Below are 26,202 nucleotides of genomic sequence, written 5' to 3' on the forward strand. Positions count from 1 at the left end.
AATTTTATCTGGTTTTGAGGGTCTATTTTTGAATTTTAAAAACAGACCTATGCTAAAGATTTTCCACAAAGGTTATCTAGTTCTATTGATTTTGTTAGCTCCTTCAAGTGGGCTATGGAGCCAGCAGCAATCCAATCTTGACTATGCCAAAATATATGCACATTGCCTCGATGGGGATGTAAAAGCGGCCCTGCCCCTTCTCGATGTTCCAGTTTCCGGTCTTAGCGAAAAAGACCTCAAATTCAAAACAGATTTTGAGGAAAGGTTTAAGGGAACTGTTGATGCATCAAAATATTTGAAAGATGGAAAATCAAAAATTCATGAATTACACCTAATCTTCAGGGATTATTGGAGGCAATACTTGTTAGATCCGAATCCCAAACACGAACGCAGCCTCGGAATGAACACTATTGGTTTTCTGAAAACCCATTTCGCTGAGGTAAGGGATAAGAATATTACCCGTGATAGTCTTGGTTATTTCTTGAGTCAATATATCAAGGGTAAAGGGTATATGACTACATCATCCGTAAATAAGACAGGTGGGCTATACGATCTTTTGGTATGGCGCTCCCAGAGAGATACCACCTATGCTTTTTCCCTAAAAAAGGAAAAGATCCAAACCAAGGTGGTTTTTATGACGGATTTTGTGACGCTGGGTTGGGAAGAATATGCCACCTTAGGTAAATATTACCCAGGGGGATGGACGGCAAATGGAACCATTTTCTGTGTTGAGGATGCTTATGATCTCGAAAGTGAGAACTTTCAAATCAGTTATTTGGCCCATGAAGGAAGACATTTTTTGGACAACGCTGCTTTTCCCGGTTTGGATAACGCAGATTTGGAATATCGTGCTAAGCTTTCCGAATTGAGTTTAGCAAAAACGACGCTTTACGATATCATTGAAGGATTTATCTCCAACGCCAATGATCAAAGTGAAAATCCGCATCCCTTGGCAAATTACCATGTCATAAAGAATCTTTCCGACTCCCTATTTGATAACAATTTCGAGAAGGATATCACCCAATGGAAACAAATGCCACTGAAAAAGCTTAGCAAAGCCGCTTATAGGCTTCTTAAGCACAACACCAGAATGTTGCAAAAGCATGGTGTTTCCGCAGACACTAGTATCCGTGGTAAATCCAATTAAGTTTATAAGGAAATTTGACTATTCGCCCATGGCTGCGGCAACCGCTGCAGATAGTCTTTTGTAGGTCCCATTTTCCAAACGTTCCCTAATTGCGGAGAACGCGTCCAATGTTTCCTCAATATCCTGCATTGTATGCGTAGCCGTTGGAATCATTCGAAGTAGAATTAATCCTTTGGGTATAACAGGATAAACAACTATGGAGCAGAAGATTCCGTAATTTTCACGAAGGTCTTTGACCAACGCCATCGCTTCTGGAATACTTCCATTCAAATAAACAGGAGTAACACAACTTGAAGTGGTTCCAATGTCGAACCCTCTTTCTTTAAGTCCGTTCTGAAGCGCATTTACGTTCTCCCAAAGTTTAGCTTTGAGTTCTGGCATGGTGCGAAGCATGTCCAAACGCTTCAATGCTCCCTTTACATAGACCATTGGTAGCGACTTGGCAAACATCTGAGATCTCAGGTTGTACTTTAAATACTCTATGATTTCTTGATCTGCCGCTACGAAAGCACCAATACTCGCCATGGACTTGGCAAATGTGGCCAAGTACACATCAATCTCATCCTGCACGCCTTGCTCCTCTCCAGCTCCAGCACCGGTTTTACCTAAAGTACCAAAGCCATGGGCATCATCAACCAGTAATCTGAACTTATATTTTTGCTTTAACGCAACGATTTCCTTTAGGATACCTTGTTCACCGCGCATTCCGAACACTCCTTCAGAAATGACCAAAATTCCGCCTCCGTTCTCTGTTGCCAACTTGGTAGCTCTCTCCAAGTTTTTTTCCAAACTTTTTGGATCATTGTGCTTAAATGTGAAACGTTTCCCCATATGCAAGCGAACCCCGTCGATAATACAGGCGTGGCAATCCACATCATAAACAATAATGTCATCTTTTGATACCAAGGCATCTATTACGGACATAAATCCTTGATAGCCAAAATTCAATAAATACGAGGCTTCTTTGTTTACAAAAGCTGCCAGTTCTTGCTCCAGTTGCTCATGATAGTCGGTATGGCCACTCATCATTCGAGCTCCCATAGGAAAGGCTGCTCCGTGCTCGTACGCAGCATCTCCATCAACTTTTTTGATTTCAGGTAGATTTGCCAACCCCAAATAATCATTGATACTCCATGTAATGACATCCTTTCCTTGGAATTTCATCCTGTTAGAGATAGGTCCTTCCAATTTTGGGAACACAAAATATCCTTCCGCCTGAGACGCCCATTTTCCCAAAGGCCCCTTATTCTCAATGATTCTATCAAATAAATCTCTCATCTACCTTAAAATTGATTCAACTGCAAAAATATATATTTTTACCAAGCTCACATAACTAATATTTCTATATAAAAAAACGACAATGATTTACATTGTCGTTCCAATATATATGATAAGCTAGTAGTTTACTTGATGTATTCTATCTTTTCAGGGCTTTCAGCGTTTTGAATATCAAAAAATCCTTGATTTTCCATCCATTCATTGCTGTAAACTTTACTCATATACCTAGATCCGTGATCCGGGAAAATAACAACTACATTGCTATCTTCAGAAAATTCCCCTTCGGTGTTCAATTGATATAACGCCTGCATGGCCGCACCACTAGTATAACCTACAAACATACCCTCAGTATGCGCTATTTTTCGTGCCATATGAGCACTCTCACCATCTGTAACCTTGATATAGCGGTCAATACAGTTAAAATCAGTCGCATCCGGAATTAGATTCTTTCCTAAACCTTCAATTCTGTACGGATACACTTCATTATGGTCAAATTCCCCGGTTTCATGGTATTTTTTAAGCACAGAGCCATAAGCATCCACTCCCAAAACCTTAACATCAGGGTTTTGCTCCTTCAAATATCTTGCAATACCAGAAATAGTGCCACCAGTTCCGCTACAAGCTACCAAATGCGTTATAGCACCGTTGGTCTGTTTCCATATTTCCGGACCAGTAGTACTGTAATGAGCCTCAATATTTAACTCGTTAAAATATTGGTTGATATAAATGGAGTTCTTCGTTTCCTTATGCAAGCGCTTTGCGACCTCGTAATAGGACCTTGGGTCGTCCGCACTTACGTGTGCCGGGCATACATATACCTTGGCACCCATGGAACGAAGCATATCGATTTTATCTGGAGATGATTTTGAGCTTACCGCCAAAATGCATTTGTATCCTTTTACAATACTCACCATAGCCAAGCTAAAACCTGTATTTCCAGAAGTTGTCTCAATAATGGTACTTCCAGGTTTAAGTATTCCTTTGCGTTCCGCCTCCTCAATAATGTAAACGGCTATCCTGTCTTTTGAGGAATGACCAGGGTTAAAGGCTTCAACCTTGGCATAAAAGTTTCCTGTAAGGGGCTCGGCAATCTGGTTAAGCTTTACTAGGGGTGTATTTCCAATTAAATCAAGGATATTGCTATGCGCATTTATCTGTTTTCTCATAACTGGGTTTAGGTAAGGGATAAATTTGAACTTCGTCCCGATTTATCAGGGACAAAAATAGTATTTTTTATTTTAAGGCGTTTTTCCCTCCAAATCAAGGATAAAAGCATATTCCTTCGCGGTTTCCTTTAAAGATTCAAATCGGCCTGAGGCCCCACCATGCCCGGCATCCATGTTTGTATCCAAAAATAAGAGGTTTTCATCTGTTTTATACTCCCTAAGCTTTGCCACCCATTTAGCGGGCTCCCAATATTGTACTTGGGAATCGTGCAAACCTGTGGAAACATACATATTTGGATAGTTTTTGGACTCCACATTGTCATAAGGTGAATAAGATTTCATGTACTCGTAATATTCTTTTTTATTGGGGTCTCCCCATTCATCATATTCTCCTGTGGTCAGCGGTATGGAGGAGTCCAGCATAGTGGTGACCACATCGACAAAAGGAACAGCGGCAATCACCCCTTTATAGAGTTCTGGAGCCATATTGACCACCGCACCCATTAAAAGTCCACCTGCAGACCCCCCGCTAGCGAATAAATGGTCTGGAGAAGTATATTTTTCGGCAATTAGATACTTGGAGCAGTCAACAAAATCGGTAAATGTGTTTTTCTTTTGGAAAAGCTTACCATCTTCGTACCAAGATCTTCCCAAATATTCCCCTCCCCGTATATGGGCAATCGCATAAATAAAACCTCTGTCCAACAAACTCAATCGAACTGATGAGAAATAGGGATCTATGGTGCTTCCGTATGAACCATACGCGTATTGCAGTAATGGACTGGTTCCATCAAACTTTACATCTTTATGATAGACCAAGGAAATAGGAACCTTTACACCATCCCGGGCTGTTGCCCATAAACGCTCTGTTCTATAGTTTGATTTATCGAACTTCCCGCCCAACACTTGCTGTTCTTTGAGTACATTTTTGGTTTTCTTCTCCATATGGAAGTCAACAATCGCATATGGAGAACCCATTTCATTATAATAATAGCGAAGTTCTTGGGTATCAAAATCAAGATTAACAGAAGTCCCGGCTACATAAGTTTCACTCTCAAATGGCAAATAATAGCTTTTAGCACCATCCCAACGAACTATTTTGAGCTTATTCAAGCCATTTTCACGTTCAGAAAGCACATAATAGTCCTTAAAGATGTCAACATCCTCTAAAAGTACATTTTCACGATGTGGAATAAACTCTTCCCAAAATTCAGATGCTGTTTGCTCATCCGTGGCCTTCATCAGTTTAAAGTTGGTGGCACCATCTTTATTTGTAAGCACAAAAAAGTTACCATTGTAGTGGGAAATCGAATATTCTACTCCCCGCTTCCTTGCGGAGAACACCTTAAAATCACCTTCAGGATTGTCAGCATCCAAAATGCGATACTCCGATGTCAAGGTGCTTACAGAACCGATTACTAAATATTTTCTGGATTTGGTCTTGTATACAAAAGTATTGAAGGTTGAATCCTGTTCATGAAAGACCAAAACATCATCGGCTTCCGATGTTCCTAAAGTATGTCTGTAAATCTTATCTGAGCGCAAAGTGACCGGGTCCTTTTTGGCATAAAACAAAGTTTTTCCATCATTGCCCCAAACAGAGCTTCCGGTGGTATTTTCCACTTTGTCCTTATAGATATCACCTGTCTCCAGATTTTTTATTTGGATGGTATACTGTCTTCGGGAAACTGTATCCGTGGCAAAAGATGCCAACTTATTGTCCGGACTGATGGAAATCCCCCTTAAATTGAAGAATTCATGATCTTTTGCCATCTCATTGCAATCGAACATTAATTCGTCAGCCGATTCCATGCTGTTTTCACGTCTCAGATAGATGGGATATTCTTGCCCCATCTCATATTTGGTGATATACCAGAAACCATTGTATTTATAGGGGACAGAGGTATCATCTTCCTTAATCCGGGATTTCATTTCTTGGAAGAGGTCCTCTTGAAACTGCTTTGTATGCGAGGTCATTTCACCGTAATAGGCGTTCTCAGCATTCAAATAATCCAAAACCTCCTGGTCTTCCCTATCGTTCATCCAATAGTAATCATCTATCCTAACATCGCCATGTTTTTCGAGTTTTGTAGGCTTCTTCTTGGCAATTGGAGGTGTTACCTGCATTGATTTTTCTTTAGTATTCTTACAAGAGCCTGCAAAAATAAGGCTTAATATGAAAAAACTGCATTTCAGAACGCGATGTTTCATGGATTTTGATTTGTGCCAAATTATTACTTTTGGGTTCAATTTTACACCAAATTCAAGATTATGTTTGGAGATTTTATGGGAATGATGGGTAAACTCAAAGAAACCCAAGAAAAAGTAAAGGCCACCAAAGAACGTTTGAATACCGTTCTTATAGATGAGAGTTCTTCTGACGGACTCTTAAAAATTACGCTTACAGCAAATAGAGAGATAAAATCCGTTAGTATTGATGATGGTCTTTTACAAGACAAAGAGCAATTGGAAGACTACTTGATCCTAACCTTGAACAAGGCGATTGAAAAGGCAACCCATGTAAACGAAACCGAATTGGCTGCGGTAGCCAAGGAAGGCATGCCCAACATCCCTGGGATGGACTCGTTGTTCAAGTAATTAGCTGCCGATTTCTTTCAGCACCTTTAAAAAATGTGAATGCATTTCTTGTGTATAGTCCAAATGGGTGACAATGCGCAATTTTCCTTGGCCCATGCCGATAATGGAAATGTTATTTACTTCAAGTTTAGCCAAGAAGTTTTCCGAAGATATTTTGGACTCGTCCAATTCAAAAATGATAATGTTGGTCTCAATGGGTTCAACTTTTTGGATGATTTCCATCCCCGTCAATACATCCCCAATCTCTTTGGCACGTTGGTGGTCTTCTGCAAGTCGATCGATATGATGGTCCATGGCATAGATTCCAGCAGCGGCAAGAAATCCGGATTGACGCATTCCACCACCCAATACTTTGCGTACTCGGAGTGCATCATCAATCAATCTTTTACTCCCCACTAAAACAGAACCCACGGGACAACCCAATCCTTTGCTCAGACATACGCTTATCGAATCAAATAAATTTCCGTAATCCTTTGGGTCCTCTTGCTTTGCGACCAAGGCATTCCATAGTCGCGCCCCATCCAAGTGATAGTTTAGGCTATTCTCGGCACAAATCTTTTTGATTTTTTTGAGTTCCCCAAAATCCCAACAGGCTCCACCCCCTTTGTTGGTGGTGTTTTCTATACAAACCAAAGAAGTCAAGGGGCTATGATAAAAATCTGGTGGATTTATGGATTGCTCTACCTGTTCGGCGGTCATCATACCTCTCTGTCCATCCACCAATTTACAAGACACCCCACTATTGAAACTGACTCCTCCCCCTTCATAATTGTACACATGGGCATATTTGTCACATATTAATTGCTCGCCAGGGTGGGTATGTAATTTTATAGCTGTTTGGTTTGCCATAGTACCGCTTGGGAAAAATAAGGCCGCCTCCATTCCAAAATAATTGGCCGCCTTTTCTTCCAGGGCATTTACGCTCGGGTCATTTTTAAATACATCGTCACCTACCTTCGCCGTCATTATAGCCTCCATCATTCCAGGAGTAGGTTTGGTAACGGTATCGCTGATCAAGTTTATTTCCATAGGTTTTATTGGTACACTCTAATGTAATCGACAATCATTGCACTTTCAGTAAATTCAGAATCAATATCGGGTTCGATTGCAATATTGAAAATGAAATAATAATCGGAATCGTATGGCCAGGTATCATCATTTTTTTCAGGTGGATTATATCTGAAATGTTCGACTCCATCAACACTAAAGATCATTTTCTCATTCGTCCATTCCAAAGTATAGATATGAAATTCATCTGAAGCATTCTTTATTTGTTGACCCCCTACATTTTTAACATTGTAACCGTAACTGGATCCATTATGGACCGCACTGGACACATAGTCTTGATTCTTCCCCCAATGTTCAAGAATATCGATTTCACCGCAGTTTGGCCAGTTTATAACGCCATAACCCTCATTGTCCCAATAAGCACCATCTTCATTTATTTTCTTGCTAAGCATCCAAATCGCAGGCCAAGTGCCTGTTCCCTTGGGTAGTTTGGCCCTAACCTCAACCTTTCCGTAAGTGAAAGCGAATTTGGAATTAAGTCTGGCGGCGGTATATTGTTTGATCTCCCCTTGATCTTCAAATTCTTCTTTTTTGGCAACAAGATTTAGAAATCCATCCTCCAAAAAAGTGTTATCCTCACGATTGGTGTAATGTTGCACCAAGCCACCCCACCAGCTTCCCCCAGGAGGAAGTTGGGTTTGGAGAAACCACTTTTTTGAATCAATCGCTCCCTGTCCATCAAACTCATCGGACCAAATCAGTTTATCGAAGTCTAGATCTTGAGCTTTAGCAGTTTCATTTTGTGCGTTTTCATCCAATGTCGTTTTTCCTTTGAAAACCACATAGACAAGCAAAATCAAACCAATGGTCAATATCGAATAAACTACTTTACGTATCATTGTTTATGGGTTAAAAGCTAGAATCTAAAATCGTTTAGTGCATACAATCCATTCCAATCGGGGATCCATCTGGAATTTTAGGGACAGATATAATCTTAAAGTTGTGAGGAGCTTTGGTGAACGCATCTATTCTTCTGACCATTTCCACAGCAATTGGATTTCTGCCATTATTCAAAAGTGAAACCTTAAGCGCTCTCAAAGTTTCGTAAGCAATGGCATTTACCTGCGGGTGAACCTCTTTGTGGGCAGCAAGATTCATGATATGGTACAATATCCTAAAATTGACGGTTTGTTGCACTTCATTCAAATAGGTGTCCTTATGGCCTTCTTCGATAGTATTTTCTATCAGTGCTTCCAATAGCTGGGTCAGGTCGAGTTGGTCCTTGTCCAAACTCTTTTGTTGCACCAATCTGGAGGCCCGCTCAGGATGAAGTAAAAGTCCCAGGGTCATGTCTGAAGCCGTTTCCGCAGCCGATAATGCATCAAAAGCCACTCCGATTCTCCCGTTAAATGATTCCCTCGATCTTCCATAGCCGATAGCTCTGGGTGGGAAAAGTTCCAATTTTTCTTTGGGAATTGCAATTTCCGAAGCATCAAGGGTTTTCAGGATAATTTTTAGTGCATTTTCTTGGCTAGTCTGGCTAATTGGATACACGGTACGTTGACCATCTCCTTTTACGGCATAATTATAGTCCAATCCTCCTATCAATTTGGAAACTGCTTCTGTTTGGTATCGATGAAAAAAGTATAGTGGTGCAAATACGTCTTCAAGCACGGAATTAGGTTCTCCCAAGCGAATATTGTCCATAGAGAAATTAGCAATTGCCGCTTTTCTGATTTTCAACACGTTTTCCAATTCTTGGGAAGCATTTCTCCCATTGTCCCAAAGGTGCGCCAAAGCATGGGCTCCTCCCCTTGGTCTTGCATCTTGGTCAGAAATATATCTAAGTCCATCATTCTGTGCTTTCTGCAAAATAGCATTCAATTCACCCTTCTCGTTAGCGCTGTTTGGAAAATCTGAATAAGAATAGGCCACAGTTACTTTATCCCATGCTCCTATTTTAGTATCATAGGCATTGCTGAAATCGATATTATCTCCATCCAAAGTAAATTGCGGGTGTGGATAGTCCATAACGGAAGCCCTGTTGTTGGTGCTTGCCGCGAAATTGTGCGCAAATCCAAGGGTATGTCCAATTTCATGGGCGGACAACTGTCGGATTCTGGCCAATGCCATTTCCAACATGGGTTGATAATTATCGTCACGTTCCGCAAACGGTTTGTTCATCAGTGCCTGGGCAATCAAAAAATCCTGTCGTATGCGCAAGCTGCCCAAACTTACATGACCCTTTATGATTTCTCCTGTTCTTGGATCGGTAACACTGCTACCATAACTCCAACCCCTAGTGGACCGATGCACCCATTGGATCACATTGTACCGTACATCCAAGGGATCTGCATCATCCGGTAAAATCTTCAATTGAAATGCATCTTTGTAACCAATGGCCTCAAAGGCTTGGTTCCACCATCTACCACCATCCAACAGGGCAGAACGGACAGGTTCTGGTGTTCCGTTATCCAAATAGTAAACAATGGGCTCTACAGCTTCGCTTACTTCTGCATTCGGGTTTTTCTTTTTTAAACGATGTCGCGTCACATAACGCTTCAAAATAGGTTCTTGAACGGGTGTGGCATAATCGTAATACGAAAATGGGTACGAACCGCATCGAGGGTCAAAAACACGCTTTTCATAATTATCATCTGGCAATTCAATTAGGGAGTGGTGTTGTGCCACGGTGACCAGCGAAGGATTTGGGGTAACAGAACGTATCCAAGCTCCTTCGGGGTTACCTTTAAAAGTAAGGGTCACATCAAATTCAACATTCTTTGGAAAGGCTTTGGTACGTTCAAAAGCCAATGCACTCTTGGACGCATCCAGACTGTAAGATCCCTGTTTGGTATTTTTAAGTCTAGAGGAGACTCCGTGGGCATCGCGCATCAAAAAATCCGTAATATCGATAAGATAGCTTCCTTTGGATTCCTCTTCAATACTAAAGCCATGCAAAACGGATTTGGCAAAGGCTTGTTCCACAGACTTCCTTTCGAGTTCATTTTGCGTAATCGCCCTAAACGTCATATTGGGTTGCACCAGTAATAATTTGTTCCCCGCTTTTCTGAAAAATACCACCTGTTCGTTCCCAAGCTGTCCCCGGTCCAATCCAATATCGTTACTACCTATTCCACTGCTCAGGGAATACACATATAAAAACTCCTTTTCCAGTTCGCCGACCTGCAAAAAAATCTTGTCGGAAGCGTCGTCATAGTAGAAATTAAAGTATCCATTGAATTTTTGGTAGTCCTTGGTTTTTTCAAAATTCTGGCTGTTCATAAAATTGTTGGCAAATAATACCACAAGCAGGCAGACGAAGTATTTTTTCATGTGTTCCTTTTTATTGTTCCTTTGATGGTCACATGTAACCTTTGATGAATAAAATAATCCTTAATTATCGGGATATAAGGATTATTTTATTCATGTCGGTTTCATATCAAAAAGAGTTCTTGCTAAAATTATATAAATTTCGTTGCTTGACTATGTCGAAATACTATTTTTGCCTGAAATAATTTGTATGGTTAGCACAGATCAGCATAAAGATCTTATTGAACGCCTTGGTGCGTTAAGGAGGTATCTTTGACATTGATGCCAAACTTATTGAAATAGAGAACGAAGAGGAGAAAACCGCTGCTCCAGGTTTTTGGGACGATCCCCAAAAGGCCCAAGTTCAAATGCAAGCTCTAAAATCCAAGAAAAAATGGGTTGAGGATTTCAACGCTGCTGAGGCCCTTATTGGGGATCTGGAGGTTTTGTTGGAATTTCAGCAGGCTGGTGAAGTCCCAGAGGCCGAAGTGAATACCCATTTTGAGCATTCCAAGCTGGCCATAGAAAACTTGGAGTTCAAAAATATGCTGTCCGATGAGGGCGATGAACTTAACGCAGTCCTTCAAATCACGGCTGGCGCTGGTGGTACGGAAAGCTGTGACTGGGCTTCCATGCTTATGCGCATGTACTTGATGTGGAGTGAAAAAAATGGCTATAAGGTCAAAGAACTCAATTACCAAGAAGGTGATGTTGCGGGAATCAAGACTGTAACACTCCAAATTGATGGAGAGTTTGCTTTTGGATGGCTAAAGGGTGAAAATGGGGTCCACAGATTGGTTCGTATTTCTCCCTTTGACAGCAACGCCAAGCGTCATACTTCTTTTGCTTCGGTCTATGTGTATCCTCTTGTTGATGATACCATTGAAATTGAGGTCAATCCGGCCGATATCGAAATATCTACAGCCCGTTCTAGCGGTGCGGGTGGACAAAATGTGAACAAGGTAGAGACCAAGGTACAGCTAGTCCATAAGCCTACTGGAATCCAGATTTCATGTTCAGATTCGAGATCCCAGCATGATAACAGGGCCACGGCAATGAAAATGCTCAAGTCCCAATTGTACGAAATTGAGCTTCGGAAAAAACAAGAGGCAAGGGAGGAGATTGAATCTTCCAAAATGAAAATTGAGTGGGGTTCCCAGATCAGAAATTATGTGATGCATCCTTATAAACTGGTTAAAGATGTTAGAACAGCTGAAGAAACCGGTAATGTTGATGCCGTAATGGATGGTGAGATCAATGCATTCTTAAAAGCCTTTTTGATGATGATGGGGCAAAAGGAGGAATAGAATCAGAGGTCAGAGGTCAGAGGTCAGAGGTCAGAGGTTAGAGGTTAGAGGTTAGAGGTTAGAGGTTAGAAATATATAAGCTTAAGAATGGGCATTGATTGAAAATTGCTTGCTAAACATTGTTAATTGATTAAAGAAATGATAAAGATTTACCACAATCCGAGATGTAGAAAATCGAGAGAGGGATTGGAATATTTAGAAAAAACCGGAGAAAACTTCGAAGTGGTACGATATTTGGAAAATGTTCCCACGAAAGAAGAACTCAAAGAAGTTATCAGCTATCTGGGCATTTCTCCGGAAGAGCTTGTTCGAAAGAATGAGGCGGTTTGGAAGGAAAGTTTTAAGGGAAAAACGTTATCTGATGAGGCTATTGTCGATGCGATGATTGAAAACCCAAAGTTGATAGAGCGTCCAATCATTATCAAAGGAAAAAAGGCTGTTATAGGTCGCCCTGCTGATAAAATAGATACATTATTATAGCGAATTATCGCATTTTTAAAAGATTTTAGACATCTTTGTTACGGTAACAAGCTATTTAATAGACTTTTACCCCATTTGTATGGGACACTGAATTGAAACATTATGAGAAATAAACAGGCTCTCATCCTTTTTACATTACTGGGAATTTTATTCTCGGATTCCTTAATTGCGCAATATGGATATGGCAACCCATATGGAAACAGATATGGACGTCGAGTTAGCGCAGTTCCCCAGACTCCAAATCCACCAAAAGAAGAGGAACCCCTTACCGCAGAGGAAATTGTGGACCAACAGATGCCTTCCATAACAGAGGCATTGGAGTTGAACCCTTTTGAGGAAGCAGTTGTACGTACTACCTTGGTGAAATCGGTACAACAACGGATTGAATTGAGCATATTAAAGTTGGAACCCAACAAAATAAAGGAAGAAATTGAGAAAATCAGGGATACCCAGGACGCGGAATTAAAAGCCGGTCTCCCAGAAGACAAATATCTAGCCTTTGTCGAGCTTCAAGAAAATCAATTCAAGGCCAAAAGAAAGAAAAAGAAGAAGAAAAAGAAGAAATCAAAGGAATAAAAAAAAGAGGCTTTAAGCCTCTTTTTTATTTTATTCGTTTCGCTTGGCGCGTTTCGCGTCGCGTCTTTCTTTATACATTTCCATAAGGTTGCCAAACAACCAGTATGGCACTACAAAAGTCAACAAGAAAATCATCAGCCAAAAACCGATGGTCAAGATGGTTAAAAAAGCTAAAAAGCCTAAGTACTGGTCAAAATCGAACATTGTTTTTTCCTTTTGTTCAGCAAAGATACCCTCATTTATATAAAAAAAACAAATCTGTCTTAAAAAAATGTTCAATTGTAAATATGTTTTATGCATATCACTGTTTGAACACCTAAATTTGCATATTCAAAAATACGGACAATGAGCTTTAGAATAGAAAAAGATACCATGGGGGAGGTCAAAGTACCTGCCGATAAATATTGGGGAGCACAAACAGAGCGATCCAGGAACAATTTTAAAATCGGTACCCCCGCCTCAATGCCTCTCGATGTAGTTTACGGTTTTGCTTATTTAAAAAAGGCCGCAGCCTATACCAACCATGAATTAGGTGTTTTACCGCAGGATAAAAGGGATTTAATTGGACAGGTATGCGATGAAGTTCTTTCTGGGCAGCATGATACCCAATTTCCTTTGGTGATTTGGCAGACCGGCTCTGGAACACAGAGCAACATGAACGTCAACGAGGTAATTGCCAATAGAGCTCATGAAATTGCTGGCAAAAAAATTGGAGAGGGCGAAAAAACCATTCAACCCAATGATGATGTCAATAAAAGTCAATCTTCCAATGACACCTTTCCTACGGGAATGCATATCGCAGCCTACAAAAAAATTGTAGAAGTAACCATTCCCGGGGTGGAGCAATTGAGAAACACCTTGGACAAAAAATCTAAAGAATTTAAAGATGTTGTCAAGATTGGTCGAACTCATTTAATGGATGCCACTCCCCTAACCCTCGGCCAAGAATTTTCAGGTTATGTATCCCAACTTGACCATGGATTAAAGGCTCTAAAAAACACCTTGGATCATTTAAGCGAGTTGGCTTTGGGAGGAACTGCCGTAGGAACCGGATTGAATACCCCAAAGGGATACGATGTTTTAGTGGCCAAATATATTGCAGAGTTCACGGGACTTCCTTTTGTAACTGCAAAAAACAAATTTGAAGCATTGGCAGCCCATGACGCCATCGTTGAGAGTCATGGCGCCTTGAAGCAAATAGCGGTTTCCTTGAACAAAATTGCCAACGATATTAGAATGATGGCTTCTGGTCCACGTTCAGGAATTGGTGAAATTATTATTCCGGCCAACGAGCCTGGAAGCTCCATTATGCCTGGAAAAGTGAATCCGACCCAATGTGAGGCCATGACCATGGTATGCGCCCAAGTAATGGGGAATGACGTTGCGGTTACCGTTGGAGGTACCCAGGGTCATTATGAGCTCAACGTTTTTAAACCGATGATGGCGGCAAATATTCTTCAATCTGCCCAGCTGATCGGGGATGCCTGCGTTAGTTTTGATGTAAACTGTGCAGCAGGAATTGAGCCGAATCATGAGGTCATTAAAACCTTATTGAACAATTCCTTGATGCTGGTCACCGCGTTGAATACCAAAATAGGATATTACAAAGCTGCTGAGATTGCAAACACGGCACATAAGAATGGGACAACCCTAAGAGAGGAAGCCATTAATCTTGGTTATGTAACAGCTGAAGAATACGATGACTGGGTAAAACCAGAAGATATGGTAGGGAGTTTAAAATAAGAAGTCAGAGGTCAGAGGTCAGAGGTCGGAAGTCAGAAGTCAGAAGTCAGAAGTCAGAAGTCAGAAGTCAGAAGAAGTAAAAAGAATTACGAATTGATTTTGATTCTTGACCTCATATCATCCTAAACCTATCAAAAAATTATATGAAAACTGTATAGCTCAAGATCCTCTTCCATGACATAAAAACAGAAAAAAGCCCGGTGCTAATGCAACCGGGCTTTTTTATAAATATGGATAGTGTATGCTATTTCAAAGTGAACTTAGAAGTTCCCAACAATTTTAAACCGTTGTCATAAACATTAACCATGTAGTTTCCTTTTTGGAAATCTGAAGCAGGCTTGTTGATGTAATCACAAACATCCAAGGTGCTGTTTTCATAGTAGAAGTTGGTTCCTTTGCTATATGTAATTGAAGCACCTTCTTCAGTAGATTTTGAGAAACTATCTCCCATTACATTACCTTGAGGATCCAAAACTTCGATAAAGAACTCTCTATCACCAGCTTCTGCAATTACATTGTCAGCAACTGTAAAACAAACTTTGAACTTGTCAGTAGATCTAGCTCTTGAAGTAGAAACCAATTTACCACTGTTACGCTCTCTTACCGCATCAACAGTAAAACTAGAAAGGCTAAGTGCAGAACCTCTTTCAACAGCATCGGCCAATTGCGTGTTCTGAACAACCAATGAATCGTTAAATACAGTTTGTGCTTCCAATTCAGCAAATGTGCTATCTCTTTCCATGGCCAACAAAGTATTGGACGTGGTCAAGGAATCAACCTGCTTCAATAGTTTTTCTCTTTCAGCTTTAAGTACACTTACTTGTCTTCTATATCTTGACAAAGTAGATATATCGGCTTTCATTGCCTGAACCGAATCAATGTACTTTGCAATGTTATCTCTAGCTGCTACCAATTCTTCGTTGGTCGCATTACTTTCCAAAATAGCCTTGTCATACTCAGACTTCAGGTTGTTCAAATCTTCCACAACCAACTCTTTTTCCTGAGTAAGTGCAGTAGTAGTCTTCTTTTTATCTTGGTAAAGGCTCACTGTATAAATTATAGTTCCTAAAAGAACCACCCCAAGCAAGCCAGCTATTACCTTTAATCCGTTGTTACTTTTTGTTTCAGTCATAACTTTTTAATTAATTGATCCTTAGTTTAAAGCGTTTAATCAATCGTGTTTGGTTTATATACGCTCAGGTCTTTCGTTTGGATTTTTATTCCCGAAAATTTGCTAAAAAAACTATTCATTGTCCTGTTAATGCCTTAATTTTAGTAGGAATAGCAGATTTCAAAAAATGAAAGAAAAAATTATATCCTTGGTTTTGATCTTATTTTTTGCCTTCCACGTTGAGTATGCCTATAGCCAAGTTGAGGATTCCAATATCTTAAAAATCATTCCGATAGAACATGCAACGGCAGTTTTGGAATGGAACGATATTACCATATACATTGATCCCGTTGGTGGAAAGAACGCATTTGAAAATCAGAAATTACCCGACTTGATCCTGATTACGGATGTACATGGTGATCATTTTAGTTTAGAGACTGTTCAGGAACTTGATACCGGAAAAGCCAAAATCATGGTCCCGCAGGCTGTAGCTGATAAAATGCCTGATGAATTCACACCCCAAATTGATGTGCTGAACAACGAGGATTCCAAAGAACGCTATGGTATTACCGTAGAAGCAGTGCCCATGTATAACTTAAGAACCGAAGCTCTGAAATTCCATACCAAAGGAAGAGGTAATGGTTATGTGCTAAATATGGGTGGAAAACGGTTGTATTTTTCAGGTGACACAGAAGATATTCCTGAGATGAGAGCTTTGCAAAATATTGATAAAGCCTTTGTATGTATGAACCTTCCCTACACGATGACCGTGGAAAGCGCAGCTGATGCGGTTTTGGAATTTGCACCCAAGGAAATCTATCCCTATCACTATCGAGGACGTCCAAACGTAAGCGATGTAAAAAAATTCAAGACTCTTGTAAATGAAGGAAATTCCGAAATAAAAGTGATCCAATTGGATTGGTACCCTGAAGACGATTTTTGATTGTATAAAATATTGGGCCATTATTAGCGTTAATCTAAGAGACTTAACCTAAATCAAGACTTAACCATGGTTCCCAAATCCTATGTGTTGTTTGCTCTTGCGTTCGCATTTGCAATAAACAATTCCTTCTCCAATCAATGTGACAATTATTATGCGAAGGTCACTTACGGCCTAAGTCATTCCAAAAAAGCATTGAGCGCTACCAATTTTGAACATCAAATGTATTATGCTGAAAGGGCAAAGACGGCTCTTGAGCAATCGAAATCATTCCTGGCCGAATGTAGTTGTGCCAAGACAGAGGATAAAACTCTGGACATCTTGGAGACTTTAGATAAGGCGATTGAACCTTACGATTGGGATGCTGGAAGGTTTTTTTCGAAAAAGGCATTAGGGCAAATCAATGAGTTGATCACAATTTTAGATGAATGTACTTTAGGTAAATCGACCACGGTAATTGAAGACAGCGCTGAAAGTACTATAGAAAATGAGGCTTATGTGGATAGTGAAGAAACTGACCAGGTTTCCATGGAAATGGAAATGATCAAAGTCTTTGACAAGCACGCCAAGGACAGGTTAGAATCCACCGAAAGTGCCATTGAGCAACTTATCCAGTTTTCTAAATCGTTCACCCAGAATTCAGATGGAAAGGAAAATGACCCCAACAGTTTATCAGCCCACCAGAGGGCTTATTTACTAGAGGCCAAACAATTGTTGGAAAAGGGTCTTACCGAACTTGAAAAAGAGAATTAACGTTCCTTACCGAATTAATTTCTTGTATTTGATACGCTTGGGCATGATATCGGTTCCCAAGCGTTTCTTTTTGTTTTCCTCATAATCGGAGAACGAACCTTCGAAGAAATACACCTGGGAATCTCCTTCAAAGGCAAGGATATGTGTACAAATCCTATCCAAGAACCATCGGTCGTGGGAAATGATCACAGCGCAGCCCGCGAAATTTTCCAATCCTTCTTCCAAGGCACGAAGGGTATTTACATCCAAATCATTGGTAGGCTCATCCAACAGAAGCACATTCCCTTCTTCTTTTAAGGTCATGGCCAAGTGAAGTCTATTACGCTCTCCCCCAGAGAGCATATTCACTTGTTTGTTCTGCTCACTTCCCGAAAAGTTAAATCTGCTCAAATAAGCTCGGGAATTTACCTGCTTTTCCCCCATCATCACCAATTCTTGTCCATCACTAAAGTTTTCCCAAATGGTTTTATTGGGGTCGATATTGGAATGACTTTGATCCACATAGGCAAGTTTGGCTGTATCACCAACGGAAAATTCTCCTTTGTCCGGATTCTCTTCTCCCATAATCATCCTAAAAATGGTGGTCTTACCGGCTCCGTTAGGACCTATAATTCCAACAATTCCTGCTTGAGGGAGATTAAAGTTCAAATCCTCATATAATAGTTTATCCCCATAAGCTTTGCTTACCCCCAAGGCTTCGATAACGTTGGTACCCAATCTCGGTCCATTGGGAATATAGATTTCCAACTTTTCTTCGAGTTGTTTTTGATCTTGGCTTAAGAGTTTATCATAGTTTTTAAGACGGGCCTTTTGCTTGGTCTGCCTTCCTTTGGCACCCTGCCTGACCCATTCCAGCTCACGTTCCAATGTTTTTTGACGTTTGGACGCCTGCTTGCTCTCCTGTGCAAGTCGCTTTGCCTTTTGATCTAACCAACCGGAATAGTTTCCTTTCCATGGTATGCCTTCTCCCCTATCCAGTTCCAAAATCCAACCAGCCACATTGTCCAAAAAGTAGCGATCGTGAGTTACCGCAATAACAGTTCCCTTGTACTGGGCCAAATGATGTTCCAACCAATGCACGGACTCCGCATCCAAATGGTTGGTAGGTTCATCCAGTAGCAATACATCAGGCTCTTGAAGTAATAAACGGCATAAGGCTACCCTTCTTCGCTCCCCTCCCGACAGCACACTAATTTTTTTATCGGATTCCGGTGTGCGCAAAGCGTCCATGGCAATTTCGAGCTTCGTGTCCAATTCCCATGCGTTGGATGCATCAATCTTATCTTGAAGCTCAGCTTGCTTGTCCATCAACTTCTGCATCTTATCAGCATCCTCATAAACCTCAGGTAAGCCAAACATATCGTTGATCTTGTTGTACTCATCCAAAATGGCAACCGTTTCAGCCACTCCTTCCTTTACAATCTCCAAAACTGTTTTTTCTTCATCCAACTGAGGTTCTTGTTCCAAATAGCCCACAGTATATCCAGGAGAAAAAACTACATCACCCTGATAGTTCTTATCCACCCCGGCAATAATCTTCAATAGTGTGGATTTACCAGAACCATTGAGACCAAGGATTCCAATCTTGGCTCCGTAGAAAAAGCTTAGGTAGATATTTTTTAGAACCGGGGTATTTGCCGTTTTAAACGTTTTGGTAACCCCAGCCATTGAAAAGATGACTTTCTTATCGTCTGACATTTGGTTGTTTTAAGTTAAGTAAAATGGAAGTTTATACTCGGCCTTTTAGCGCATTGAAGACCCATGCAATTGCAAAAAAACCGATACCGACAGCAGCGAATCCGTATCCCGCTACCTCATCATATTTAAATGCACCCAAGGCAATCATTCCCAATCCCACAAAAATCATTATCCATGTTGCCCACGCTAGCACTGTGTTTTTATTCATTCCCATATGTTGTTGGTTTGGTAAAAATCAAATATCGTAAAAAAAAGAAATAATCAAAGAAGTCCTTTACAGGTTTATGATTCGAAAGGGAACCTGATTCCTGTTTTTCTTCTTACTGTATCCATAAGTTCCACGAGATCTAGACTGTTTTGATGGGTCCAAAGACTACTTTCCAATCTGTTGTTTTCCAAGCATTCATGCACTTCCAGTATTTCGTGGACAAAGCCGTTGCCCTCTCTTGGTAATTCAACCTCTTGAGGTTCTTTTTGCTTGACCAGTGTATACCCATCGGCTTCATGCCACCGTGGAGGAACAATAATCTCTCCATTACTTCCTGATATTTTGGCCTCCATTTTTGAATCGGATGTCAAACCGCTATAAAGTACAGCTTGGGCATTGGGGTATTCAAAAATCATTGACGTTTGTATCTCCGTGCCATTCTGGTGAAAATTTGAGGATGCCTGAATTTCTTTAGGCATTCCTAAAATCAAATAAGCCAAGAAAATTGGATAAATTCCAATATCGAGCAGTGAACCAGAGGCCAAATCAAGATTTAATACCCGGGATTTCTCATCACGGTCCAATCCATAAAATGCAAAATCGGCATATACATAGGAAACATCGCCTATTTCTCTAGAATCAACCAGTGTTTTTAATTTTTTGATGGATGGGTTGAACCTTGACCAGAGTCCTTCCATCATAAATACCTTATGCTTCTTTGCCACTTCAATGATTTCCTCAACCTCCGACCTATTTATCCCCAATGGTTTTTCACAAAGTACATGTTTTCCATGTTCCATGGCCCTTATGGCCAGATTCTTATGGAAATTATGGGGTGTAGCTATATAGACAATATCCAAAGTGTCGGATGCGAACAAAGCGTCATAGTTATCATATACGTTTGCAATTCCATATTCATTGGCAAAGCTTTGCGCTCTTTCCAAATTTCGAGATGCAACAGCCATTATCGATGCTCCATCCACCAATTTCAGGTCTGATGCAAATTTTCTGGCAATGTTACCTGGACCAATGATGCCCCATTTAATTTTACTTTCCATACGAAGCCAAAAGTAATGATTATAACTCCTTATCTTTAGCAACAAGATGAAATTGCTTTACACACTATGGATATCAACTTCAATAAAAACGAAGATCACAATAAATTAAAGCTTGCCGACTTAAGAAAAAAATTGGCCCAGATTAAGCTGGGTGGTGGCAAAAAAAGGATTGAAAAGCATCTTGCAAAAGGAAAAATGACTGCTCGGGAACGGATAGATTATCTGTTGGATTCCGACGCACAGTGCATTGAAATTGGAGCCTTTGCAGGAGACGGAATGTATGAAGAACACGGTGGATGCCCGTCTGCAGGAGTTGTGGTGAAGGTAGGATATATACAGGGAAAGCAATGCGTTGTAGTGGCCAATGATGCCACGGTAAAGGCAGGTGCATGGTTTCCAATTACGGGAAAGAAAAATTTAAGAGCCCAGGAAATTTCCATTGAAAATCGATTGCCTATCATTTATTTGGTGGACAGTGCGGGGGTCTATCTACCCATGCAGGATGAGATTTTCCCAGATAAAGAGCATTTTGGAAGGATTTTTAGGAACAACGCGGTGATGAGCAGTATGGGAATTACCCAAATTTCAGCAGTTATGGGAAGCTGCGTTGCCGGAGGAGCATATCTACCAATAATGAGCGATGAAGCTATGATTGTAGATAAGACCGGAAGCATCTTTTTGGCGGGAAGTTATTTGGTGAAAGCTGCCATTGGCGAAAGCATTGACAATGAAACGTTAGGAGGAGCTACCACCCATTCCGAAATAAGTGGTGTAACCGATTACAAGGCAAAGAACGATAAAGATGCTTTGGATAAGATCAAACGTATTGTGGGCAAGATCGGCGCATTTGAAAAAACTGGTTTCAACAGGATTGAAGCTAAAGCTCCCATTGAAAATCCTGAGGATATCTATGGAATTTTACCTGCATCTCGAGGAGATCAATATGATATGCTTGAAATCATCAAACGATTGATCGACGATTCGGAGTTTGATCAATATAAAGAGGGCTACGGAAAGACCATTCTCACAGGTTACGCCCGTATTGATGGATGGGCAGTTGGGATTGTTGCCAATCAAAGAAAGGTGGTAAAGACCAAAAAGGGTGAAATGCAATTTGGTGGCGTCATTTATTCCGATTCCGCGGATAAAGCCACACGTTTTATTGCCAATTGCAACCAAAAAAAGATTCCACTGGTGTTTTTACAGGATGTCACCGGGTTTATGGTCGGTAGTAAAAGTGAACACGGAGGTATTATAAAGGATGGTGCCAAAATGGTAAATGCGGTAAGTAATTCAGTAGTGCCCAAGTTTACAGTCGTTATAGGTAATAGTTATGGAGCCGGAAACTACGCCATGTGCGGCAAAGCTTATGACCCAAGGCTTATTGTGGCATGGCCCAGTGCTGAACTGGCCGTGATGAGCGGGAATTCGGCGGCAAAGGTGTTGTTGCAAATAGAAAAAGCTTCCTTGGAGAAAAATGGAGAGGTTCTCGATTCACAAAAGGAAAAGGCCCTATTTGACAAAATAAAGCAACGATACGACAATCAAATATCCCCTTATTATGCGGCCGCTCGTTTATGGACGGATGCTATCATAAATCCATTGGAGACCCGAAAATGGATTTCGATGGGTATTGAAGCTGCCAATCATTCCCCTATTGAAAAGCAATTCAACATGGGCGTTTTGCAAGTGTAGTTATTGCACCGTAAACTTTGCCAGTTGCTGTTCGTCACCGGGTTCTTGAAGACGAACAAGGAATTCCTCACTCGTTTGGTTGGGTTTTCCAAAGTTGTACTGTACAGTGCATTTCAGAAAAGTAGGGGTCTTGCTCCCAGAGGTCCTATTCCCTAAATAAGTCACGTTCAAAATCCAATCTCCTATGGTCTCGGCACCAACAATCTCAAATTGCTCGTTGCTAAATCCATGTTGTAGTTCGTTCAAGATGCGTGTTCGGTCACCCGCTTCGGTATGTTCCCAATTAAAAAAACGCTTTTGTGGGTTTACCACCTGCACCACAAATTCGGCATCGGTGTTGTTCCAATCCAAGAACAATCGGGCATTGTAGGTTACATTGTTTCGATACTTCTCATCCACTTTATCGAAACTTACTCGATTCCTTTCTTTATTGACCAAATTCCTGATTTCCGTTCCGACAGCTTTTTTTATTCCCTCAAAGTTTAATTCCATATTGGCCGAACCATTCACAATATTATTAAGCATATCAAGTGCTTCCTGAAAGTTTCCTAGCCGCTTGTTCGACATAGCTATATCAAAATAGGATTGTATCTTACTTGGAAACTGTTCCAACATGCGATTGGCAGCGGACAAGGCCAATCCAAAGTTTCCGCTTTCTGTAGCTTTCAAATACATTCCTCTAAGTTCCTTGTAACTTGGTTGTTGCTTCTCCACAACATTGGTAAGTATTCTTTCTGCTATTTCCTTGTTTGAGCTATAAAAGAAAGAGTACATATCTAAATAATACTCGGGTGTATTGGAATATTTATCCCTTTGCTCTAAATAAATATCATAGGCTTCCTGAACGTTCTTGCCTTTTTTTAGTTCCTTAAGGTAAGGGGTCACCAGCGCTTTGTTACTCACTTTTATCTTGCCATCATAAACATTATTGGTCAATCGGGCCAGATCTTTCCTCTCTCCTTTTGCCTTTTTCACTTGGGCGGTCTTTGTGGTAATCAATAACACCCCGTTAGCGCCCATGCTTCCAAAACGGTTGGTTGCCGCCAAACCCTTTAAAACCGTTATTTCTGCAATGTTCCTTGGGTCTATGAACCCGGTATTCCCCACAGGGTTTGATCGAGAAGTATCATTTGGAGTACGCAGCGGTACTCCGGAATTAGATCTATTTGTTGGAATCCCATCGATCACAATCAATCCATAATTATTACCTAGGATTGAGTTACTGGGTCTCATGATGATTTGGCTCAGGTCATCGTTTTGACCTAGGCGAACACCAGAAAATTTGCCTTGCACTGCATTGTTGCCGGAAGTAGCGATATCGGAAATGTCCTCGTCAGAAATGGATTGCACTGCGTAACCCAGTTGTTCCTTGCCCTGTTTACCATAAGCCGTGGTAGCTTCACTCGTTTCCACTTTTGCATTATCCGTAACCACAACTTCCTGAAGCTGAATCCCGCTATCCTCAAATGAAAAATCAATCGATTGGTCTTCTCCCAAAACCTTTTCTTTCTTGGTGGTACCATACGTAATAACCAAAGTGTCTCCTGCAACAGCTTTGATTTCGAAAGCGCCTGATTCATCGGATTTTGAACCCTCTTCCTTATTTCCTTTCACATAAACTTCAGCATCTGGTAAGCCCGAAGTACCCTTATAAATATTTCCTGAATAAATCTGACTGTTCGGGCTGTTTTCCAAACTTCTATTTTCGGTCAGATTCACCAAATTTCCGTTGTTCACAATAGCCAGTAAATTAAGGCTTGCCCTATCGAAGTCATCTTTGCCGTTTATCACATATACCTCGCCATCAAAATTAGGCGTAGATGAGCCAATCGTCTGGTTTCCATCTGTAAATATCAAGATATCTCCACCTTGGACATAATCTTCCAACAATCCAAAGGAGGTTGCTCCGTCATAGTCAACATTCTTCAGTTTGTTCTTAACGGCCACCCAATCACCACCATTAATTCTGAATTCATCCTTTGACAATACTTGATTGCTAAAAGTCAATAAGGTTACGTCGGCATCCAAGGCATCTTTAAAGTAGGCATCCAAAAAATAGAATTCCTTCTCAATTGAGCGGGTTTTCATCGAAGAAGAGACATCCCACAGCAAAGTGACCTTTTTTTGATTTTGGGCCTCCACTATTAAGGATAGTAGCATAAAAATTATAACAAGGACTCCTTTAGTTTTTTGAATTTTACTAGTCATACCGTTGGTTTTCCAAATAAAATATAAGCAAAGGCAAAATCAGTTTGTTGCGGAATGTGAACCGTTTGCTATTCTAAAAAGTGCCAATTTTGCATTCTTGGTGGTTAATTTAAAGAGTTTGATTTCTTTTTTCAACTCTTGTTGACCAAAATTATGATATAGCGTGGCCTTTAAAAAAGTAGGGGTCGCGCTCTTATTGCCCAAATATTTCACATTTACGCTCCATTCCCCTGCTATGGGTTCATAAATCAAGTATTCTTCAGAAGAAAATCCTTGTTCCTTTTCTTCACGTATTCTGTCAGGATTGTGGAATAGGGAATGATGGGTGGTAAAAAACTGATTGTTTGGATCTACAAACTCTAATTCGAACTCCGCTTCACTATCGTTCCATTCGAATACAATCCTAGTTCCCCTAAATTCATGATTATCATTCTCAAGTGCGTACTTGCTGCCCAATACATTTCTATTTTGTCTTAATACACTTCTGAAATCTTTGTGTATGATAGGTGTAAAAGTTTTTGATTTACTAAATAGGGATTTTTCAATGAGGTAATTATAGCGGGCATACAGGGTGGCCGCATTATCGGCTTTACCCAAGTTTTGATAAGCATTGGCTAAATCCATGTAGGATTGTACGTAATGGGGGCGCAGGATAAAGACCTTTTTATAAATTTCGAGTGCTTTTTCAAATTCGCCCTTTTCTTCCATCAGATAGGCCAAAGCTTTTAAAATCGTTGGATTGGTCCCAAAACGATCTTCAATAATTCCCTCAATCTTTTGTCTTAGTTGCCTGTTGTCAAAGTTATTTTCGAAAAAGGCATATGCATCCAAATAAAAATACGCTGATTGCGGATAAGAATTAACTAGCTCTTCAAAAATGCTTTCCGCCTCACGCGAAGTCTTGGCCCCATAAAATGACTCCAAATAATTAGGAATGGGCATCTGAGACCAATTATCCAATGTGTTGGCGTCAAAAAAGTTGTCCCTCAGCTTTACTTGGTCAAAAGGTTTATTTGTTCCAGGTTCTTTCCTGCTTGGAACACTCCATTTTGTGTTTACTATAATTACCCCACCCAGCCCAAGGTTACCATAACGATTGGTAGCTCCCAGAGATTCAATCACTGCTATACGCTCAATATTTTGAACTGGAATAAAAATTGGGGCATCAGTATAAATAACGCCATCCACGTCAAAAGTAACGGGTACCGGATTTATCATGGAACGAAGCGATCTTGGCAAAAACACCATTGGAATTGTTAAATCCGTAGGGGTTCTGCTTCGACGTCCCAGCGATCCCCCTCCAGGTCTAAAAGTATTTGGTCTGAATACCTGAATGCCTGGAACCCATGACTGAAGGGCATCAATAAAGTCCTGTCCCGCATAGCTGAGACCATCACCGTCGATGACTTTCATGGAAAACCCTGAACGCTCTTTGTCTACAATGCCAAATGCTGTTTTCACCAAATTTTTATTAGTGTGGTATTCATCCAAAAGTGTTTTCTGGGTTCTTTTGTTCCTTCTAGTGACCACAACTTCATTCAACTTTTCAACTTCATCATACATGGTAAGATTCAGAAATGTGGTAACATCTTCTATAATTATTTCCGTGGTGCGTTTACCCAGATAACTGTAGACCAATGTTTGTCCTTCATCAACATAAATCTCGTATCTCCCATTTTTTTCAGTCTTCACGCCTTTATCTGTATGCTTCACTTGAATACTGACATTCTCCAAAGGACCCGTCCCATCAGTGACATAACCACTAACTTTTTTTATAGAAGTTTGGGCGAATAGTAATGAGCTAAATAATAAAGACAGATAGGGTAAAAATTTTCTAACCATGACCATAACTTTTAAGAAACATCCATAAGTTAGAAAATTTAAAAGTTAAAAAATGTAAAAATCAGTGGTAAACA

21 protein-coding genes are annotated in these 26,202 nt (G+C 40.5%); 9 read left to right on the top strand and 12 right to left on the bottom strand.

Annotated features, from left to right (window positions below; all coding sequences use genetic code 11):
* Window positions 1-49: 49 nt before the first annotated feature.
* Entirely contained in the window at window positions 50-1,147 is a 1,098-nt protein-coding gene (locus tag ACULLH_RS13510) for a hypothetical protein (protein ID WP_454089284.1), read from the top strand.
* An 18-nt stretch (window positions 1,148-1,165) separates the two neighbouring features.
* Here the strand turns inward: ACULLH_RS13510 and ACULLH_RS13515 are convergent, their stop codons facing one another.
* The 3 genes from ACULLH_RS13515 to ACULLH_RS13525 all read right to left on the bottom strand — a co-directional run bounded on the left by ACULLH_RS13515 (window position 1,166) and on the right by ACULLH_RS13525 (window position 5,718).
* On the bottom strand, window positions 1,166-2,425 hold the full coding sequence (locus ACULLH_RS13515) for an aminotransferase class I/II-fold pyridoxal phosphate-dependent enzyme (protein ID WP_454089285.1): 1,260 nt from the start codon (window positions 2,423-2,425) through the stop codon (window positions 1,166-1,168).
* Between the two features lie 125 nt (window positions 2,426-2,550).
* A complete protein-coding gene (locus tag ACULLH_RS13520; protein WP_454089286.1) occupies window positions 2,551-3,591 on the bottom strand; it encodes a PLP-dependent cysteine synthase family protein in 1,041 nt (346 codons plus the stop codon).
* Between the two features lie 72 nt (window positions 3,592-3,663).
* Window positions 3,664-5,718 carry a S9 family peptidase gene (locus tag ACULLH_RS13525; protein ID WP_454089287.1) on the bottom strand — a complete coding sequence of 685 codons (2,055 nt, stop codon included), beginning with the start codon at window positions 5,716-5,718 and terminating at the stop codon, window positions 3,664-3,666.
* Window positions 5,719-5,862: 144 nt separating this feature from the next.
* On the opposite strand from ACULLH_RS13525, the gene ACULLH_RS13530 reads away from it, so the two are divergent.
* A complete protein-coding gene (locus ACULLH_RS13530) occupies window positions 5,863-6,189 on the top strand; it encodes a YbaB/EbfC family nucleoid-associated protein (protein WP_454089288.1) in 327 nt (108 codons plus the stop codon).
* On the opposite strand, the gene ACULLH_RS13535 is transcribed toward ACULLH_RS13530, so the two are convergent.
* The 3 genes from ACULLH_RS13535 to ACULLH_RS13545 are packed head-to-tail and all read right to left on the bottom strand — an operon-like array spanning window position 6,190 to window position 10,533.
* The gene (locus ACULLH_RS13535) at window positions 6,190-7,218 is read right to left on the bottom strand and encodes a threonine aldolase family protein (protein ID WP_454089289.1); all 1,029 of its coding nucleotides are present in this window, start codon (window positions 7,216-7,218) and stop codon (window positions 6,190-6,192) included.
* Between the two features lie 5 nt (window positions 7,219-7,223).
* On the bottom strand, window positions 7,224-8,096 hold the full coding sequence (locus tag ACULLH_RS13540; protein WP_454089290.1) for a glycoside hydrolase family 16 protein: 873 nt from the start codon (window positions 8,094-8,096) through the stop codon (window positions 7,224-7,226).
* 34 nt (window positions 8,097-8,130) lie between these two features.
* Window positions 8,131-10,533, bottom strand: a complete 2,403-nt coding sequence (locus tag ACULLH_RS13545; RefSeq protein WP_454089291.1) for a zinc-dependent metalloprotease — start codon at window positions 10,531-10,533, stop codon at window positions 8,131-8,133.
* Window positions 10,534-10,720: 187 nt separating this feature from the next.
* On the opposite strand from ACULLH_RS13545, the gene prfB reads away from it, so the two are divergent.
* The 4 genes from prfB to fumC all read left to right on the top strand — a co-directional run bounded on the left by prfB (window position 10,721) and on the right by fumC (window position 14,615).
* A protein-coding gene (gene prfB, locus ACULLH_RS13550) for a peptide chain release factor 2 (RefSeq protein WP_454089292.1) occupies window positions 10,721-11,816 on the top strand; the annotation gives its coding sequence in 2 pieces (ribosomal slippage) (window positions 10,721-10,783 and window positions 10,785-11,816; 1,095 coding nt in all).
* A 138-nt stretch (window positions 11,817-11,954) separates the two neighbouring features.
* Window positions 11,955-12,296 carry an arsenate reductase (glutaredoxin) gene (arsC, locus tag ACULLH_RS13555; protein ID WP_454089293.1) on the top strand — a complete coding sequence of 114 codons (342 nt, stop codon included), beginning with the start codon at window positions 11,955-11,957 and terminating at the stop codon, window positions 12,294-12,296.
* Between the two features lie 102 nt (window positions 12,297-12,398).
* Window positions 12,399-12,872, top strand: coding sequence for a hypothetical protein (locus ACULLH_RS13560; protein WP_454089294.1), 474 nt, complete (start codon window positions 12,399-12,401; stop codon window positions 12,870-12,872).
* 345 nt (window positions 12,873-13,217) lie between these two features.
* Entirely contained in the window at window positions 13,218-14,615 is a 1,398-nt protein-coding gene (gene fumC / locus ACULLH_RS13565; RefSeq protein ID WP_454089295.1) for a class II fumarate hydratase, read from the top strand.
* Between the two features lie 244 nt (window positions 14,616-14,859).
* Here fumC and ACULLH_RS13570 read toward each other — a convergent pair whose 3' ends face one another.
* Complete coding sequence (locus ACULLH_RS13570) at window positions 14,860-15,747, bottom strand: hypothetical protein (protein WP_454089296.1); 888 nt, start codon at window positions 15,745-15,747, stop codon at window positions 14,860-14,862.
* Window positions 15,748-15,913: 166 nt separating this feature from the next.
* On the opposite strand from ACULLH_RS13570, the gene ACULLH_RS13575 reads away from it, so the two are divergent.
* The gene (locus tag ACULLH_RS13575; protein WP_454089297.1) at window positions 15,914-16,669 is read left to right on the top strand and encodes an MBL fold metallo-hydrolase; all 756 of its coding nucleotides are present in this window, start codon (window positions 15,914-15,916) and stop codon (window positions 16,667-16,669) included.
* Between the two features lie 66 nt (window positions 16,670-16,735).
* On the top strand, window positions 16,736-17,419 hold the full coding sequence (locus tag ACULLH_RS13580; RefSeq protein WP_454089298.1) for a hypothetical protein: 684 nt from the start codon (window positions 16,736-16,738) through the stop codon (window positions 17,417-17,419).
* A gap of 6 nt (window positions 17,420-17,425) precedes the next feature.
* Here ACULLH_RS13580 and ettA read toward each other — a convergent pair whose 3' ends face one another.
* From ettA to ACULLH_RS13595, 3 genes are all read right to left on the bottom strand, one after another.
* On the bottom strand, window positions 17,426-19,117 hold the full coding sequence (ettA, locus tag ACULLH_RS13585) for an energy-dependent translational throttle protein EttA (protein WP_454089299.1): 1,692 nt from the start codon (window positions 19,115-19,117) through the stop codon (window positions 17,426-17,428).
* Between the two features lie 31 nt (window positions 19,118-19,148).
* Window positions 19,149-19,325: a CAL67264 family membrane protein gene (locus ACULLH_RS13590; protein ID WP_168796318.1), complete on the bottom strand. Its 177-nt coding sequence runs from the start codon at window positions 19,323-19,325 to the stop codon at window positions 19,149-19,151.
* A gap of 74 nt (window positions 19,326-19,399) precedes the next feature.
* Window positions 19,400-20,383, bottom strand: a complete 984-nt coding sequence (locus ACULLH_RS13595; RefSeq protein ID WP_454089300.1) for a Gfo/Idh/MocA family protein — start codon at window positions 20,381-20,383, stop codon at window positions 19,400-19,402.
* A 66-nt stretch (window positions 20,384-20,449) separates the two neighbouring features.
* On the opposite strand from ACULLH_RS13595, the gene ACULLH_RS13600 reads away from it, so the two are divergent.
* Entirely contained in the window at window positions 20,450-22,078 is a 1,629-nt protein-coding gene (locus ACULLH_RS13600; RefSeq protein ID WP_454089301.1) for an acyl-CoA carboxylase subunit beta, read from the top strand.
* On the opposite strand, the gene ACULLH_RS13605 is transcribed toward ACULLH_RS13600, so the two are convergent.
* Entirely contained in the window at window positions 22,079-24,286 is a 2,208-nt protein-coding gene (locus ACULLH_RS13605; protein WP_454089302.1) for a TonB-dependent receptor plug domain-containing protein, read from the bottom strand.
* A 39-nt stretch (window positions 24,287-24,325) separates the two neighbouring features.
* Window positions 24,326-26,128 (bottom strand): carboxypeptidase-like regulatory domain-containing protein, encoded by a 1,803-nt coding sequence (locus ACULLH_RS13610; RefSeq protein WP_454089303.1) that lies wholly within the window; start codon window positions 26,126-26,128, stop codon window positions 24,326-24,328.
* Window positions 26,129-26,202: the final 74 nt, after the last annotated feature.

The sequence above is a fragment of the Flagellimonas sp. 2504JD4-2 genome (assembly GCF_053642935.1).